The sequence below is a fragment of the Lysobacter capsici genome, assembly GCF_018732085.1.
Taxonomy (GTDB): domain Bacteria; phylum Pseudomonadota; class Gammaproteobacteria; order Xanthomonadales; family Xanthomonadaceae; genus Lysobacter; species Lysobacter capsici_A.
The window spans coordinates 5,488,169-5,504,330 of record NZ_CP076103.1; the positions used below are offsets into that span (position 1 = coordinate 5,488,169).

At 65.7% G+C, this 16,162-nt stretch carries 15 protein-coding genes; 8 read left to right on the top strand and 7 right to left on the bottom strand.

What is annotated here, in order from left to right:
* The first annotated feature begins 3 nt into the window (after positions 1-3).
* From KME82_RS22855 to glk, 3 genes are all read left to right on the top strand, one after another.
* The gene (locus KME82_RS22855) at positions 4-1,542 is read left to right on the top strand and encodes a tryptophan halogenase family protein (RefSeq protein ID WP_215496057.1); all 1,539 of its coding nucleotides are present in this window, start codon (positions 4-6) and stop codon (positions 1,540-1,542) included.
* Positions 1,543-1,615: 73 nt separating this feature from the next.
* The gene (locus tag KME82_RS22860) at positions 1,616-3,295 is read left to right on the top strand and encodes a cellulase family glycosylhydrolase (protein ID WP_215496058.1); all 1,680 of its coding nucleotides are present in this window, start codon (positions 1,616-1,618) and stop codon (positions 3,293-3,295) included.
* Positions 3,295-4,320: a glucokinase gene (gene glk, locus KME82_RS22865; protein WP_215496059.1), complete on the top strand. Its 1,026-nt coding sequence runs from the start codon at positions 3,295-3,297 to the stop codon at positions 4,318-4,320. The genes KME82_RS22860 and glk overlap by 1 nt, the downstream gene beginning before the upstream one ends.
* A 43-nt stretch (positions 4,321-4,363) precedes the next feature.
* On the opposite strand, the gene KME82_RS22870 is transcribed toward glk, so the two are convergent.
* Positions 4,364-5,266: an AraC family transcriptional regulator gene (locus tag KME82_RS22870; protein ID WP_215496060.1), complete on the bottom strand. Its 903-nt coding sequence runs from the start codon at positions 5,264-5,266 to the stop codon at positions 4,364-4,366.
* 100 nt (positions 5,267-5,366) lie between these two features.
* On the opposite strand from KME82_RS22870, the gene KME82_RS22875 reads away from it, so the two are divergent.
* Positions 5,367-6,131, top strand: coding sequence for an SDR family oxidoreductase (locus KME82_RS22875; RefSeq protein WP_215496061.1), 765 nt, complete (start codon positions 5,367-5,369; stop codon positions 6,129-6,131).
* Positions 6,132-6,186: 55 nt separating this feature from the next.
* Here the strand turns inward: KME82_RS22875 and KME82_RS22880 are convergent, their stop codons facing one another.
* From KME82_RS22880 to KME82_RS22895, 4 genes are all read right to left on the bottom strand, one after another.
* The gene (locus KME82_RS22880) at positions 6,187-6,480 is read right to left on the bottom strand and encodes a hypothetical protein (protein WP_215496062.1); all 294 of its coding nucleotides are present in this window, start codon (positions 6,478-6,480) and stop codon (positions 6,187-6,189) included.
* A gap of 30 nt (positions 6,481-6,510) precedes the next feature.
* A complete protein-coding gene (locus KME82_RS22885; protein ID WP_215496063.1) occupies positions 6,511-7,002 on the bottom strand; it encodes a hypothetical protein in 492 nt (163 codons plus the stop codon).
* A gap of 119 nt (positions 7,003-7,121) precedes the next feature.
* Positions 7,122-7,439 (bottom strand): hypothetical protein, encoded by a 318-nt coding sequence (locus KME82_RS22890; RefSeq protein ID WP_215496064.1) that lies wholly within the window; start codon positions 7,437-7,439, stop codon positions 7,122-7,124.
* 346 nt (positions 7,440-7,785) lie between these two features.
* Positions 7,786-8,550: a glycoside hydrolase family 16 protein gene (locus KME82_RS22895; RefSeq protein ID WP_215496065.1), complete on the bottom strand. Its 765-nt coding sequence runs from the start codon at positions 8,548-8,550 to the stop codon at positions 7,786-7,788.
* A 673-nt stretch (positions 8,551-9,223) separates the two neighbouring features.
* On the opposite strand from KME82_RS22895, the gene KME82_RS22900 reads away from it, so the two are divergent.
* The 3 genes from KME82_RS22900 (at position 9,224) to KME82_RS22910 (ending at position 11,614) form a co-directional block, all read left to right on the top strand.
* A complete protein-coding gene (locus KME82_RS22900) occupies positions 9,224-9,496 on the top strand; it encodes a hypothetical protein (RefSeq protein ID WP_215496066.1) in 273 nt (90 codons plus the stop codon).
* A 324-nt stretch (positions 9,497-9,820) separates the two neighbouring features.
* Positions 9,821-10,846 carry a M15 family metallopeptidase gene (locus tag KME82_RS22905; RefSeq protein ID WP_215496067.1) on the top strand — a complete coding sequence of 342 codons (1,026 nt, stop codon included), beginning with the start codon at positions 9,821-9,823 and terminating at the stop codon, positions 10,844-10,846.
* 81 nt (positions 10,847-10,927) lie between these two features.
* The gene (locus KME82_RS22910; RefSeq protein WP_215496068.1) at positions 10,928-11,614 is read left to right on the top strand and encodes a hypothetical protein; all 687 of its coding nucleotides are present in this window, start codon (positions 10,928-10,930) and stop codon (positions 11,612-11,614) included.
* Between the two features lie 92 nt (positions 11,615-11,706).
* Here the strand turns inward: KME82_RS22910 and KME82_RS22915 are convergent, their stop codons facing one another.
* Entirely contained in the window at positions 11,707-12,528 is an 822-nt protein-coding gene (locus KME82_RS22915) for a hypothetical protein (protein ID WP_215496069.1), read from the bottom strand.
* A 565-nt stretch (positions 12,529-13,093) separates the two neighbouring features.
* On the opposite strand from KME82_RS22915, the gene KME82_RS22920 reads away from it, so the two are divergent.
* Positions 13,094-14,506 (top strand): iron-containing redox enzyme family protein, encoded by a 1,413-nt coding sequence (locus KME82_RS22920; protein WP_215496070.1) that lies wholly within the window; start codon positions 13,094-13,096, stop codon positions 14,504-14,506.
* Between the two features lie 205 nt (positions 14,507-14,711).
* Here the strand turns inward: KME82_RS22920 and KME82_RS22925 are convergent, their stop codons facing one another.
* On the bottom strand, positions 14,712-16,094 hold the full coding sequence (locus KME82_RS22925) for an aspartate aminotransferase family protein (RefSeq protein ID WP_215496071.1): 1,383 nt from the start codon (positions 16,092-16,094) through the stop codon (positions 14,712-14,714).
* Positions 16,095-16,162: the final 68 nt, after the last annotated feature.

Below are 16,162 nucleotides of genomic sequence, written 5' to 3' on the forward strand. Positions count from 1 at the left end.
GCCATGCATGACGATGCCGGTAGTAACGCGAGCGCCGCAAGACCGATCAAGCGCGTGGTGATCGCCGGAGGCGGCACCGCGGGCTGGATGGCCGCGGCGGCAATCTCCAAGATCCTCGGCCGGACCCTGGACATCCGCCTGATCGAGTCGGAGGAAATCGGCACCGTCGGCGTCGGCGAAGCCACGATCCCGACCTTGACCACGTTCCACCGCTTGCTCGACATCGACGAGCGCGAGTTCATGGCCGCCACCCAGGGCGCGATCAAGCTCGGCATCTCGTTCGAGAACTGGACGACCGAGCAGCATCGCTATATCCATTCTTTCGGCAGCACCGGCAAGGATCACTGGAGCGCCGGCTTCCAGCATTTCTGGCGCAGGGGCCGCGCACTCGGCCTGGCCGGCAGCTACGACGACTACTGCGTCGAGCTGCAGGCCGCGTTGCAGGGCAAGTTCGCGCATCTGAAGAATTACCGGATGAACTATGCCTACCACCTCGACGCCAGCCTGTACGCGCGGTTCCTGCGCACGATGAGCGAGGGCAACGGATGCCGGCGCATCGAAGGCAAGATCGTCGAAGTGCTCACCGACCCCGACTCGGGGTTCATCACCGCGCTGCGTCTGGAACGCGGCGAAGTGATCGAAGGCGACCTGTTCATCGACTGCACCGGGTTCCGCGCGCTGTTGATCGATAAAACCCTGGGTGTCGGCTTCGAGGATTGGTCGCACTGGCTGCTCAACGACAGCGCCATCGCCGTGCAGACCACCTCGGTATGCGATCCGGTGCCGTACACCCGCGCGATCGCCGAAAAATGGGGATGGCAGTGGCGGATCGCGTTGCAGCACCGCGTCGGCAACGGCATCGTCTATTCCAGCCGGCATGTCGGCGACGACGAGGCCAAGCAGGCGCTGCTGGACAGCGTCGACGGCGAGATCCTCAAGAATCCCTGGCCGGTGCGCTTCCGCCCGGGGCGGCGCCTGCAGTGTTGGAGCCATAACTGCATCGCGCTCGGCCTGGCCGGAAGTTTCATCGAACCGCTGGAATCGACCACCATTCACCTGATCCAGCGCGGCATCACCCACCTGATCCGCTCGTTCCCGCAGGTCATCAGCCAGGCCGGCGTCGACGAATACAACACCCAGATGGCCGACGAGCTGCAGCACGTCCGCGATTTCGTGGTGCTGCACTACCACGCCACCGAGCGTCGCGATTCGCCCTACTGGGAATACGTATCGAACATGACCTTGCCCGAGACACTGCGTCGCCGCATCGAATTGTTCCGCGAGACCGGCACCGTGTTCCACGTACCCGGCGAGCTGTTCGCCGAGAACTCTTGGATACAAGTGATGATGGGCCAAGGCATCGTGCCGAAGACCCATCATCCGACCGCCGACACCATGAGCGAGGCCGATCTGCGGCGCTTCCTCGACAACATCCGCAACCACGTGGACGCCACCGTGCGTAGCCTGCCGTCGCATCAGGCCTACCTCAGCCAGTACTGCCCCAGCGCGCCGCGCGCGACGGTGCCAGCCAATGTCGCGTGATCGCATGAACGCTCATTGCGGGAGCGCGCGCGGTCTCGGCGCCGCGCTGGCTTCGGCCGCTATGTGTGCAGCGATGACGCTCGCGCCGGAAGTAGCCCAGGCCGAAGGGTTTCTGCGCGCGCAGGGCCAGCAGATCGTCGACGAGAACAACCGACCGGTGATCCTGCGCGGCGTGGGCCTGGGCGGCTGGATGCTGCAGGAAGGCTACATGCTTGGACTCAGCGGCCCGGGCATGCAGCACACGATCCGCCAGCGCATCGTCGATCTGATCGGCGAGCAGGACACGCAGTTGTTCTACAAGGCCTGGCTCGACAACTACGTGAGCAAGGACGACATCGATACGCTGGCGGCCTGGGGCTTCAATTCCATCCGCCTGCCGATGCATTACGAGCTCTACACCCTGCCGGTGTCGAAAGAGCCGGTGCCCGGCCAGCAAACCTGGCTGGAAGACGGCTTTCGCCGCACCGACGAACTAATCGCCTGGGCCAAGGCCAATGACGCCTACGTCATCCTGGACCTGCACGCGGCGCCCGGCGGACAGGGCAACGATCTCAACATCTCCGATCGCGATCCGTCCATGGCCTCGCTGTGGGACGACGCCGCCAACCGCGACAAGATGGTCGCGCTGTGGCGCAAGCTGGCCCAGCGTTATCGCGACGAGCCCGCGGTCGCCGGCTACGACATCATCAACGAACCCAACTGGGGCTTCGCCAGCGCCAAGGACAAGCATGGTTGCGAGGAAACCGGCAACGCGCCGCTGCGCGAGCTGCTGGTGCGCACGACCGCGGCGATCCGCGAGGTCGACAAACGCCATATCGTCATCATCGAAGGCAACTGCTGGGGCAACAACTACCGCGGCGTGCTCGATGCCGGTTTGTGGGACGACAACCTCGTGCTGAGCTTCCACAAGTACTGGAACGGCACCGGCCGCGACAGCATCAAGGATCAGCTGGCCCTGCGCGCGCGATGGAACATCCCGCTGTGGCTGGGCGAAACCGGCGAGAACTCCAACGACTGGTTCGCCCGCACCGTCGAAACCATGGAAGGCGAAGGCATCGGCTGGGCCAACTGGCCGGTGAAGAAACTGCGCTACAACAACCCGCTGCAGGTGATCGCCAACCCGGGCTATGAGCGCGTGCTGGCATACTGGGAAGGAAAAGGCCCGCGACCGAGCCGTCAACAGGCGCGCGAGGCGCTGTTGACCCTGGCCAACCACGACATTCGCCTGCAGAACAACACACGCCATCCCGACGTGGTCGATGCCTGGCTGCGCGCGCCGCGCGACGACCGCAGCCTGCCGTTCAAGCGCAATACCATCGCTGCCGGCGGCGGCGAGGTGGCCGCGGTCGATTTCGATATGGGCCGCAACGGCGTGGCCTATTTCGATCTGACCGCGGCGAACGAGAGCGGCAAGCCGAGCGGCGACTGGAATCCCTCGCAGCTGTATCGCAACGACGGCGTGGACCTGATTGGCAACGCCGACGGCCTGCATGTGGCCGCGATGCAGAACGGCGAATGGCTCAGGTACACGATCGAGGTCGAGGCCGCCGGCAACTACGCGCTGACGGTACGCGGCACATCGGGCCGGGTGCGAGCGAAGGTCAACGGCGAGGCACTGGCACCGGTCGAGGTCAATCAATCGCAGCCGGTGGCGTTGCCGCGCGGCCGCAATACGCTGGTGATCGAGGCGGTTTCGGGCACGCCCGACCTCGCGTCGCTGCAATTGCAGCCGGTTTCGGGAGACGCTCGCTGATGCGGGTACTGGTCAGCGACATAGGCGGCACCAACGCGCGTTTCGCCATGGCGGAACTGGCACGAAGCGCGCCGCTGCTGCACGACAGCGTGCGCGAATATCCCGCGGCGGACTTCGCGACCGCGGCCGATGCCGCGCGTCACTTCCTCGACGAACTGGGCGAACGCGCCGACGCGGCGGTGTTCGCGGTGGCCGGCCGCGTGCGCTTCGAACAAGCGCAGATCACCAACCATCCCTGGCAGATCCGCGCGCCCGAAATCGGCGCCGCGCTGGGCACGCCGCGGGTGGCGCTGATCAACGACTTCGCCGCGCAGGCGATGGCGATCTCGCGTCTGCACGCTAACGACGTGGTGGCGATCGGTTCGGTCGGCTGGCCGGGCTTCGACACGAGCACCACGCAGACCTACGCCGTCATCGGACCGGGCACGGGATTGGGCGTGGGCGGACTGCTGGTTCGCAACGGGCGCTGCTTTGCGCTGGAAACCGAAGGCGGCCATGCCGGTTTCGCGCCTTCGCGGCCGCAGGACCTGCGCACGCTGGAATGCCTGATGCGTCGCTATGGACGCGTGTCGTGCGAGCGGCTGGTGTCCGGGCCTGGCCTGGTCAATCTGTATTTGTCGGTGTGCGAAGTCGAAGGCGCGACGGCGGAGCCATTGTCGCCCGCGCAGATCAACACACGCGCCGCGGCCGGGGATACCCACTGCCAGCAGGCCGTGGATCTGTTCTGCGCAGCATTCGGCTCGATGGCCGGCGATCTCGTATTGACCCTCGGCGCCTGGGACGGCGTATTCCTCGCCGGCGGCGTGGTGCCGAAACTGCTGGATGCGCTGCAGACACGCGGCTTTCGCGAAGCGTTCGAAGCGAAGGGCCGTTTTTCGCTGGCGATGGCCGACGTACCGTCGTTGGCGGTCGTGCATGCCTGCGCGGGTCTGCTGGGCGCGGCGGCGTATGCGGCGGAAACCTACGATTCGCCAGCGATCGGTTCGACCTTCGGTCGCCTCGCGTCGGAACCCACCGCGTTGTAGCCCGACCCGGACCGAACCGAACCGACCGACGATAGTTTCGCGGCTAGTCGGGGTCGACTCGCGCATACCGGCTCGGCGAGCGGCCCACCTGCCTGCTGAAGGCGATGCTGAAAGCGCTGGTCGAACCGTAGCCGACGCGTTCGGCGATTTCCGCTACGCTCAGCTCGTCGCGGCGCAGCAGGTCTTTCGCGATTTCCATGCGCCATGCGAGCAGGTACTCCATCGGCGCCACGCCCACCGCGCGGGTGAAGCGATCGAAAAACGCCGATCGCGACAGCGCCGCTTCCTTCGCCAGCTGCGCCACCGTCCAGGAACGGTCGATGTGCGCGTGCATCTGCTTCAACGCGACCGCCAATCGCTCGTCGCCCAGGCCGCGCAACAATCCCGGCGGCGCCGTCACCGCCGTGCCGGAACGCAGCGCTTCGACCAGCAGCATCTCGACCAGCCGGCTCAGCATGAACTCGCTGCCGGGTTTGCGATCCTCGTATTCCTCGCCGACCATCTGCACCAGTTGCACGAGCCGCTGCGATCCGCGCACATGCACGACGGCCGGCAGCAGCGACACCAGCAGCCCGGCGTCGGCGCCGTCGAACTCGAACGCGCCTCCGAGCGAGCGCATGTCGGGCGGCCCGTCCTGATCGCCATGACGCAGCTCGCCCTGCCCGCCCGGCACCAGATCGGGATCGATGAACATCGGCGGCGCCGGTACGAAGCTCGACAAGGTGAAGCCCGGCGTCGTCGGCAACAGCACGAAATCGCCGGCGCGCACACTGATCGGCGCATGCCCGTCCACCGCCAGCAACGCGCCGCCTTCGAGCACGATGCAGAAGCTCGGCCGGCCGTATTGCGCGTAGCGCACCGCCCAGTTGCCCTTGCCGCTGATGATGTTGGCGAACGCCGCGCGCGGCTGCAGCAGGCGCACGACTTCGGTAAGCGGGTCGCTCATCTGGACGCTCGCTGAATTTGTTCGGACTTCTGATTATCGCCCATCCTGCATGGCGCCTCTATCGTTCGCTCCGAGTCATTCACTTCACCGGAGCCACACCATGAAGAACGAAACGAAGACCGTCCTGATCACCGGCTGTTCCTCGGGCTACGGCCTGGAAACCGCCCGCCATTTCCTCGCCCAGGGCTGGACGGTCATCGCCACCATGCGCACGCCGCGCGAGGACGTGTTGCCCGCGTCCGAGCACCTGCGAATCCTCGCGCTCGACGTTACCGATCCCGCCAGCATCGCCCAGGCGCTGGAACTCGCCGGCCCCATCGACGTGCTGGTGAACAACGCCGGGATCGGCCTGTTCGGCGCGTTCGAAGCCACGCCGATGACGACCGTGCGCGAAGTCTTCGAGACCAACACCTTCGCGGTGATGGCGCTGTGCCAGGCGATCATCCCGCAGTTCCGCGCCCGCCGCGCCGGCACCATCGTCAACATCACCTCCAGCGCCACCCTGGCCGCGTTTCCACTGGTCGCGGCGTACACCGCCAGCAAGACCGCGATCGAGGGATTCACCGCTTCGCTGCAACACGAACTGCGGGCGTTCGACGTGCGGGTCAAACTGATCGAGCCCGGTTACGGCCCGTCCACCCGCTTCACCTCCAACGGCCAGCAACGCATGCAGGGACTGATCCCCGAGGTCTATGCGCCGTTCGCGCACAGCGTGTTCGCCGGACTCGCCGACAACAGCGCGGTCACCCGCGAGAGCGATGTGGCCGAAGCGGTCTGGCGCGCGGCCAACGATGCATCGGCCCGGTTGCATTTTCCGGCCGGTGTCGATGCCGTGGCATTGGCGGACATGGGTCGACTCGCTTGAAGCAGGTCGTCGACATCGACCGCTGAAGAAGAACGGCTTGCCGGCGCACTGTTGCCTATGCAGGCCGGGTAGCGGCCGCCGCGTCCGATGAAACAGCGATGGTAATGGTTTCTTGCAGATGCTCATGACGCCACGTGCTCGGTCCGCGAGCGTGCGCGGTAACGCGAACGGCAGCATGCGTTCGATCTTGCCAGGCGACCTGCCACTCGATCTCGATCGGCTCGCCGCCCACGTCAACGACTCGCCCCGAGGCGGCGCGCCCCACCAAGGCGACGAGGTCCGGCTCGGGTAGGTTCCGGACGGTCTCCAGTTCCTTGAGCAGCAGCGCGTATGCCTCGGCAGTCTTCATCGGCGAGCGTCCATGCGGGTAACGACGGGCCTAGAACGAGCCACGGGAGAGCTTGGGCTGGAATGAACGCTCAGGCGACACTTGGCAGGCGGCTTTTACCTTGCTGGCCCAGTGCGGATCGCCTGGGTCGATGACAACGACACGGAAGCCGTGCCTGTCGCCTTCCACTTCGACTCCGGCCGAATCATCGACCAGCAAATCGATCCCGAACGCCGGCGGAAATTTCGATGGACTGATGGACCTTCCGCGCAGGGCATTCGCATGAGTGGTTCCATTGACTACGCCACCGAGACGAATGCCCGCGCACCACAGCCACAGGTACAGGTAACGCTCCGATCTCAGCGAAGAGGTGTAGATCCAAAGATCATGCCCATCGGCCTGCAATTCGCGCATGAGCGCGACCGTGCCGTCGCGCAATGGCTCGCGAAAGAGCAGGCGCATCGGGAACGGCAGCGGCGAAGAGCGAAACTGCCCGTTGCCCAGTGGCGTCAAGGTGCCGTCGATGTCAAAGGCGATTCGCATCGGAAAGTGTCGCAACAGACTTCAGTCGATCAAATCATGCCGCGAACGTACTGCGGCACGGAACCGGCGGCGGCCACTTGCAACGGCCGCCGCCGGAGCCCGCTGGATGCGAAGAAGGCTTATTGCACGCTGCGTTGCGCGGGCAGGCTCTGCACTTGCGCGACCTGGATCGGTCGCGGCAGCGGATTTTCGACCATCGGCCGCAGCAGGTCGGTGAACGATGCGGCGAACGGGTTGGTGCAGAAAGTTTCTTCGCACAGCGCGCGCGATTCTTCGCAGGCCTGGGCCTTTTCCGGCGTATCGGCGCGGCTCATGCACCGCACGAACAACCAGCCGCAATCGTTGCACGCCGCGAACGCGCTGGAGACAGGCAACAGCGCGGCGACGACGGTGATCGAGCCAAACAGCAATGGGGTCAGCAAGCGAGACTTGAACATGACGATCCTTCCCATGGGTGGCGCCGACTCATTCGGCCGCTTGAGATTAGCACTTGGCGAAACCTGCCGAGGGCCCACGGTGCGGCGGCGGGGTGACCTTGGCTCCGGCCTGAATTTAGACGCAGCGCGCATTAGGCGCCTGACCAACGTCGACAAAACCGGACCGTATCGACGTCTGGCTTGAGACCGGTCCAAGCCATTGAACGATGTCGGCCCGGATCAATTCTTTGCCTTCACCGCCGAAGCACTAAGCAACACCGCACGACAGCGGACGACGCGACAGCGTGGCCCCGCCCGAGGCAGCGCCACGCCGTCGCCTTCAAGTCTTCAACCCTCAAGCGCTCGATCAGAGCTGGCGGTACACGCGTACGTAGTCCACGTGCATCTTCGCCGGCAACTTGCTCTCGTCGATGTTGAAGCCCGGCCAATTGCCGCCGATGGCGAAATTCAGCAGCAGGAAGAAGTCGCGATGGAATTCGTCGGTGCCGTTGATGCTGTTCTGGATGTTGGCTTCATGGAACTTGTTGCCGTCGACGTACCAGCGGATCGCGTTCGCGTCCCACTCCACCGCGTAGACGTGCCAGTCGGCGACGCTGACGGCGGTGTTGCCGCCGTACTGGGCGTAGTTGCCGTTGTGATCGCGCCAGTGGATGGTGCCGTAGCTGCGATTCTCGTTGTTGACGTGCTCCATGATGTCGATCTCGCCGGAGGCGGGCCAGCCCACTTGCGGCAGGTTGGAACCCAACGCCCAGAACGCCGGCCATGCGCCCATGAACGACGGCAACCGCATGCGCGCCTCGATCTTGCCGTACTTGAAGTTGCGGATGCCCTGGGTCTTCATGCGCGCGGAGGTGTAGCGAAATCCGCCGAAATCCTGGCGCCGGGCGGTGATCACCAGGGCATTGTTCTCGATCCCGGCGTTCTCGCGGCGGTAATACTCCAGCTCGTTGTTGCCCCAGCCGCCGCTGCCGTTGCCGGTTTCGAACACCCAGCTCGGCCCGATCGATCCATTGAACTCGTCGCTCCAGACCAGTTGCCAGTTCTGCGCCGACGCACCGCCGGCGAACATGCAGGCGACGAAGAAAATCATGCCTTTCATGAGCTGCTTCATGACGTCTTATCCTCGTTGGGAAGGGGTGTATGAATCTCGATGCGGCAAGACACGACGCGACGACTCGCGCGCTGCGACGCGAGGCATTCGGCGACATCCGGCCAGTTGCGATGAGGCCTGACTTCCATCTCCGGCAACTTCGGTTCCGCATGGGATCGCGAAGCGATGCCGACGATCGAGCGAACGGCATGCGCAAACAACGCGTGAGACGAGCCATGAACAAGTCCCGGCGTTGAATGGAGACGAGCCCGCGTACGTCGTATCGAAATCGCCGCGCGCCGGGTTCGCGGTCGAAACTGGATTCGTATGACAGCGCTGTCAACGGCTGTCTTTTCCAGACGATTTTTTGCGCGGACGGGTTCACATTCCCGATGTGGGCTGGTTGTTACTACGCGCCCGCATTCGCTCGCGCCGTGCTGCACGACAGCACGGCGCTGCGCCCGGCGCCTGGAACCGCCGCGCATGCGGCATGGCCCGGCCGCTCCATTCAGGCCCCGGCAAGGGCAAGCCGGCCTGTCCTTGCGCGGGCGGGCTCTGATTGTCTCGATACAAAATTTGCCGAATCTGCCTGCGTCACAATTTTGCGCAGCCGTGCTGGTCGGCGTCGCCGGATAAAGCGTAGAAGCGACGTTCCGGCATGGGCCGGAATCCCAAGGCGCTAAGGAGAGTTCCGATGTTTCGTTTGCAGACGTTGTCCAAGAAGAAGCTGTCGCTGGTGCCGTTCGTTGTCGGCGTGGTGGTGTCCTTCGCCGCGGCCGCCCTGCCTTATCCCAACCCGGGCGAAGCCTATATCCAGACCTATTACGCCGATGCGGCGCGCACCCAGGTGGTCGGCGAGCGCTCCTACGGCAACTGTGGCGAGAACTTCTCCTGGGGTGTCCTGAAGGGTTACTTCACCCTGCGCAAGGTGACCTGCGGCAGCGGCGGCCCGGAAGGCGCGAACTAAGTCGACGGCCGCGGCGCTCGTCGCCGCGAACCCGAACCAGGCCCACCGCATGCGATGGGCTTTTTGTTTGGCGACATGCGCGACACGCACTCACGAGCCTGATCGAGTCGCAGCAGACTTCAGCGCGTTCGGTGCCGCGAGGCGACCGGGATCATGGAGTGACCCAACGGCGGCGCGAGCGTGACGGATGCCGCACTTTCCACGGCTTTGTAATCGTTTCCAAGGGTAAGCCCTAGCTGGTCCCGTGCGATCACCGCACCTGTAATGGGGCGCGACCGCTATCACCGCCGCGCATCGGCGGCATACCGCACAGGAGAGCGACTCATGGACAGCGTCAACGGCAGCTCCGGCACCGCAGGCACTTCAGGCACTCACGACAGCCAGTCCGCCTCGCTCGGCGCGCAGTCCGCGCCGACCCAGGCCGAGACCCGCGAACAGGATCTGCGCGACGCCTTGGCCGAAAACCCCCAGGCGGTGGCCGCGTTGTCCGCGCTGACCGCGAATACGAACTACGCCCAGCTCAGCGTCGAACAGCAGGTGCAGGCACTGGACGCGTTCAACGCCGCGCCCAACCTCGCCACCGCGACCTATCTGCAAGGCGTGGCCGAGCAGACCTTGAACCCGCAGGCCACGCCGACCTCGCTGACGCCCGATGCCGGCACGCTGACCCTCAACGGCCAGACCTACGGCATCCAGAACGGCAATCTGATCGGCGCCGATGGCCAGGTCGCCGGCACGATCCGCAACGACGGCCAGGTGCAACTCAACAGCGAGACCACCACGCGCAGCGTCTACGACGACATCAACACCCGCGTGCAGTTGCGCGAGATGGATGCGACCCAGCAGTTGCAGGATCTGGTCAACCTGCACGCCGCCGATCCCAATGCGCGCCTGGACAACGCCAACATCAACCGCGAAATGGCCCGCCTCGCCACCGACGTGATCTCGCGCGCGCGCATGGAAGGCATGGACATGCGCGTGGTCAGCGATTTCCGCAGCGTCGAGGAGCAGAACGCATTGTTCGCGCAAGGCCGGACCGCGCCGGGCCGAGTGGTGACCAACGCCACCGGCGGCAGTTCCTGGCATAACTACGGGCTGGCGGTGGACGTGGCGTTCAACAACGCCAACGGCCAACCGAGCTGGCCGGACAACGCCAACTGGAGCCGCTACGGCGAGATCGCGGTGCAGCGTGGATTGGAGTGGGGCGGCAACTGGCGCGGGATCAACGACCGACCGCATATCGAGTACCACCCCGGACTCGGCGCCGGCGAAGCACGCACCATGCTGCCGGCGTATCGCCAGGGCGGACTCGATCAGGTCTGGAACAACCTCGGGCTCGGCGGACGTTGACGTGCTTCATCGACGATCTCTGGCCATCGCGGCATTCGCGCCGATACTGACGCCGTCCGCGCCAGCCGAGAACCTATCGCCATGACCGCTTCATCGCTTCGCCACCCTTGCCTGCGCCTGGCCGTAGCCGCCTGCTTCCTGATCGCAACCGCCGCCTGTGCCGCGCCGCCGCGCACGGCGGCGCCCGCGGCCGACGCCGGCGCGATTCGATTGCCTTCGCAAGGCCCGCTGTCGTTTCATCCACAGCGCGACGAACTGGCCTGGGCCCAAGGGCGCGAGTGGTTTCGCCTGGATCTGGGCAGCGGCCGCAGCGAACGCTTCCAGGCCGACGCCGACATCGCCGATATCGCTTACGCCGACGACGGCGCGCTGTGGCTCGCCGCCGGCGCGCCGCAACGCTGGCTGCAAGGCCGGCGCACTTGCCGCGGCGACGGCGTCGATCTCAGCCGCGCGTTCGGTGCCGACCGCGACGGCATGCGCATGGCCAGCTATGGCCACGACGATGCGCAAGGGCCGATTCGCCATCAATACTGGTTCGATCCGCAATGCCGGATGCGTCGCGACAGCCTCGCGCCGTTGCCGGCCGGCGTCACCGACAGCGCGGCCGATCCGGGCGAAGCGCATGGCGCCGCCGATGCGCGCGCGGCCAAGCTGCGCAACGCCGCGCAGCCGGCCGCGGACGGCACCGTCGCCGTATCGCGCGACGGCCGCTGGCGCGTGATCGAACGCGGCGGCGAACGCCGGCTCGAGCGCGTCGATCCTCGCTGACGCCGTCGCTGCCGTCGCGTCAGTCCCGTGCCAGCGCGCGTCGCTCGCGCCAGGCAACACCGACACACTGCCTTCGCGCCTCGATCGGCTCGTCAGGGCCCGCACACCACCTGTTCGAAACCGGTGCAATCGGGCGCGTTGCAGATGCGCCGATCCGAGACGATGACGGTCAATCCAACCTTGGACTTGGCGGCGAACCGCACCGCGCGCGCCTGGCCTATCACCTTGCAAAACGCGTCGGCCGCGGGCTGGCCGCAGTCGCTGGCCCACTGGCGGCACCAGTCCAGTTGGATGCGATCGCCGCTTCTGACTTTCAGCTCTGGAGCGTAGTAGGTCACCGTTCCATCGTTGCCCGACCGCCACGCCATCCTTCCGGCCACCGATGGCGCGGGACCGCATTTCATTCTTGCATCGGTGACGAAACGACCGTCATGGCTGAGCCAGACATGGACGCCGGTCGCCAGTTGTCCGTCCGGGCACCGGCCTTTGGCGGGACCGCCGCGTCCACGCGGCAAGGTGTTTTGTCCGCCGAAAACGCGCGCCTGAGTGGGATCGCGCGGCGGCGCCAGGGTCTGGCACTGCACGCTGACCCGATCGGCGAAGGCGGCCTGGTCGGCGACGATTTTTTCGGACTGCCACGCCGCGATCGCCGAGCCGGCTGGACACAGTTGCTGATTGCCGCCGCCTCCCGGCCCGCCCGCCGGCCGCCTCGCGCGCGCCGGGACCGACTGAAACGTCCGGTTATCCCAGCGTGCGCATACCGGTCCCATCGCATCGATCCACGCACCGGTTCGTCCGGTCAAACCGACGACGTACTCGCCCGGCCCGCAGTCGACGCTCGTGGGAGCGGTCAGCGAGGAAACCGCGACGCGAGGGATCGATGCGCCGATCACGATGGCGGCGAAGATCAACACGGCGGGACGGGGCATGGGAAGCGTCTCCTTTCGCAAGCGCGCCATAGTCCGGAAGCGACGGACCAGCGCTTGGCGGCCCGATGACTAAGCGAACGCCGTAAATGCAAGTCACAGGACAGCCCGCGACTGTCCTGGCACCTTGCGGTATCAACTTTGAAACAGCCAGACGAACGCGATGTCGCTTGCGCGATGCGGCACTGCGGCATGCGCAGCGGCGTCTTTCGATCGTATGGGCAACGCGTCGAACCGCATTCGCGGCCGATGCGACGCGTTCGGGACACCCTGATGGCCCATCTGCGACGAGCGACTTGAACCGCAGGAAACACGAACAATTTCGCGGACTGTCGTTCCGCTGCAGCGCGCCCGAAGCCGACGATTTCACTCCCGCGTCCGTCGACGGTTATGACCGCGGTCACACGCACTCAGGCATCGCTGATCGCGACGACCGCTATCGTCGTTTCGGCCTTCCAGCGCCTCGACGCACGACCAACGCACGACAGTCGCTGCAAGGCAGAGCAGGCGCGGACGCCACCGCCGCCAGGCCGCGACGACGGAGATTTCCGGCATGGGCGGTCGACAGGTGGCCGAAGCCGCCAGCGCACTCGATGCCATCAACCATCAAACCCTAGGATGGACCACCAACATGAAGATCGATTCGCCACAATCGCCCTGTCCCCGCAACGATCTCGATATCGAACGCTTCTGGAAACTCGCCGACGACCTGCAAGAGCAGACCGTCGGCCACGCGAAGGACATGTTCGCCTTCGTCGAAACCGCCAGCCCGGAGCGCCTGTTTTCGCTGCTGATCCAGTACCGATATTTCACCGCCTACTACATCGCCGATATCGCGCTGTTGATCGCCCGCCTGCAACCCGGCCGCATGCGCAGTTTTCTCGCCGATATCCTGCTCGACGAGCTCGGCGGCGGCGACCACACCCAGGCCCATCCGGAGTTGTACGACGCGTTTCTGACCAGCCTCGGAATCGAACGCGCCCCGCTCGACGAGATGCCCCTCGACCGCAGGGCGCTCGCCGACAATATCGCCCTGCTCGAATCCGCGCGCGCGAAGTTGATCAACCCGGACCACGACACCGCCTACGGCATCGGCCTGCGCGGAATGGGCGGTGAGTGCGTATGCCAGATCTACCTGGCCCGCCTGTACGAGCACCTGATCCTGAATCCGTACATCCGCGAACACACGGCGAGCATCGACTGGACATTCTGGGAGCTGCACATCGGCGAGCACGACATCGCGCACCGCGAGAACCTTCGCAGACTCATCGGCGAGGAAGTCGCCGGCATGGACAGCGGCAGCGTAGCGGCGCTCGCAGCGGGCTTTCGCGACAGCATGAGCGCGTGGTCGGCGTTCTGGCGGAACATCCACGACGAGGCAACCAAGCCGGCGGGTCAAGCATCGGGCCCGCGTTCGGCCGTCGGCGAACTGGTTCTTGGCCCGATCAAGGACGATCGGCACGCGGACGCCGCCATCCATCAATTCCATCTCGCGATCGGCGTACACGATCTGCAGCAGGCGCGGCAGTTCTACTGCGAGGTGCTGGGCGCCAAACAGGGGCGATCGACCAAGAACCTGATCGATCTCGACTTCTACGGCCATCACCTGGTGATCCACCAGACGCCCAAGGATGCGGACACCGCGGACAATGCCTTCGGATCGGCGTTTTATGGCGAAACCGTGCGCGTCCCGCATTTCGGCATGAACCTCAACTGGCGCGACTGGAGTGCGCTGGCCGAGCGGATCAAGTCGAAGGAGTATGCCTTCATCGACCCGCCGCACGTGCGCATGCGCGACCTGCCGGGTGAGCACGCCACCATGTTCCTCAACGACCCCAGCGGCAACTCGCTGGAGTTCAAGGCCTTCCGCAATCACGACGAGGTGTTTTCGGTGATCTTCTCGAACAGCACCCGCGACATCTTCGGGCTGGATTCGCTGGTGGAGAAGGCCGCGGCGGCCGCTTGACGCCGAGAGGACCGGATTGATCGAAGAGGCCCCGAGCATGTCGGGGCCTCTTTGTTTCTGCCGCCGAGGCTTTAAATCGTACTTGCGACAGATAGTCCCAAGCGCCGGCTTGTGCGGCGCCTCGGCGATCGGATTGTCTCCGCGCAGGGCGTCGCGCCCCGTATCGATCGCAACGACGCCGTTCGCGGGCATGCGTCTCGCCCGGCTACGCCGTGGCGTAGCGATCGGTCATCGTCAACGCCTCATCGATGATGGCCAGCCCCTTGCGCAGGTCGTCTTCGCTGATCGTCAGCGGCGGCACGACATGGGTCCGATTGAAATGGGTGAACGGCCACAGGCCGGCGTCCTTGCATGCGGCGGCGAACTCGGCCATCGGCCGGTTGTCGGCACCTGCGGCGTTGTACGGCACCAGCGGTTCGCGGCTGGCGCGATCGCGGACCAGTTCGATCGCCCAGAACATGCCGACGCCGCGCACGTCGCCGACCGAGGGATGCCGTTGCTTGATCGCCTCCAGCGCGGGCGCGATGAGTTCGTCGCCGATCCGCCGGACGCGTTCGATGATGGCTTCGTCCCGGTAGACCTGGATGCAGGCCACCGCGGCCGCGCAGGCCAGCGGGTGCCCGGAGTAGGTCAGTCCGCCGGGGAAGACCTTGCTGGCGAAACTCTCGGCGATGCGCTCGCTGATGATCACCCCGCCGAGCGGCACGTAGCCGCAGTTGACGCCTTTGGCGAAGGTGATGAGATCGGGCACCACGCGCCAGCGGTCGATCGCGAACCATTCGCCGCAGCGGCCGAAACCGGCCATCACCTCGTCGGCGACCATGACGATGCCATATCGGTCGCACAACTCGCGCACGCCGCGCAGATAACCGTCGGGCGGCACCACGATGCCGTTGCCGCCGACGACGCTCTCGAGCACGATGGCCGCCACGGTGTGCGGACCTTCGACCATCAACACATCGACCAGATGCGCCAGCGCGCGTTCGCATTCCTGTTCGGGCGAAGACGAGTGGAAGGCCGATCGGTACGGGTACGGCCCCCAGAATTTGATCGCGCCGGAAATGCCCGGTTCGGCGCCCCATCGACGCGGATCTCCGGTCAGGGAAATCGCGCCGGCGGTCGCGCCGTGATAACTGCGGTAGGTCGACAGCAGCTTGTGCCGGCCGGTGTGATGGCGGGCGATGCGCACGGCGTTCTCGACCGCCTCGGCGCCGCCGTTGGTGAAGAACACCTTGTTGAGATCGCCGGGCGCGACCTGCGCGATCAGGCGCGCGGCTTCGGCGGTGGCCTCGTTGGCGTGATACGGCGCGACGGTACACAGCTTGTCGGCCTGCGCCTTGATCGCCTCGATCAAGCGCGGATGTTGATGGCCCAGATTGACGTTGACCAGTTGGCTGGAGAAATCCAGCCAGCGCTTGCCGCTTTCGTCCCAGAAGTACGAGCCGCTCGCGCCCGCCACCACGAGCGGGTCCAGTGACGCCTGCGCCGACCACGAATGGAAGACATGCGCCCGGTCATTGCGATAAGCGGCCGACTTGGCCTGAGTGTGGGCGGCAGCCGCCGCGTCGTGATCGGTGTCTGTCGTCATGCCATCACTCCGAATGGGCGGATGTCGATCGCCAGCAGGGCGGATCGTTCGCTTCGTTGCCGCCGATC

Coding starts and splice junctions, on each gene's coding strand:
- KME82_RS22855 (WP_215496057.1), top strand. CDS start 4: ATGCATGACGATGCCGGTAGTAACGCGAGCGCCGCAAGACCGATCAAG.
- KME82_RS22860 (WP_215496058.1), top strand. CDS start 1,616: ATGACGCTCGCGCCGGAAGTAGCCCAGGCCGAAGGGTTTCTGCGCGCG.
- glk (WP_215496059.1), top strand. CDS start 3,295: ATGCGGGTACTGGTCAGCGACATAGGCGGCACCAACGCGCGTTTCGCC.
- KME82_RS22870 (WP_215496060.1), bottom strand. CDS start 5,266: ATGAGCGACCCGCTTACCGAAGTCGTGCGCCTGCTGCAGCCGCGCGCG.
- KME82_RS22875 (WP_215496061.1), top strand. CDS start 5,367: ATGAAGAACGAAACGAAGACCGTCCTGATCACCGGCTGTTCCTCGGGC.
- KME82_RS22880 (WP_215496062.1), bottom strand. CDS start 6,480: ATGAAGACTGCCGAGGCATACGCGCTGCTGCTCAAGGAACTGGAGACC.
- KME82_RS22885 (WP_215496063.1), bottom strand. CDS start 7,002: ATGCGAATCGCCTTTGACATCGACGGCACCTTGACGCCACTGGGCAAC.
- KME82_RS22890 (WP_215496064.1), bottom strand. CDS start 7,439: ATGTTCAAGTCTCGCTTGCTGACCCCATTGCTGTTTGGCTCGATCACC.
- KME82_RS22895 (WP_215496065.1), bottom strand. CDS start 8,550: ATGAAGCAGCTCATGAAAGGCATGATTTTCTTCGTCGCCTGCATGTTC.
- KME82_RS22900 (WP_215496066.1), top strand. CDS start 9,224: ATGTTTCGTTTGCAGACGTTGTCCAAGAAGAAGCTGTCGCTGGTGCCG.
- KME82_RS22905 (WP_215496067.1), top strand. CDS start 9,821: ATGGACAGCGTCAACGGCAGCTCCGGCACCGCAGGCACTTCAGGCACT.
- KME82_RS22910 (WP_215496068.1), top strand. CDS start 10,928: ATGACCGCTTCATCGCTTCGCCACCCTTGCCTGCGCCTGGCCGTAGCC.
- KME82_RS22920 (WP_215496070.1), top strand. CDS start 13,094: ATGGGCGGTCGACAGGTGGCCGAAGCCGCCAGCGCACTCGATGCCATC.
- KME82_RS22925 (WP_215496071.1), bottom strand. CDS start 16,094: ATGACGACAGACACCGATCACGACGCGGCGGCTGCCGCCCACACTCAG.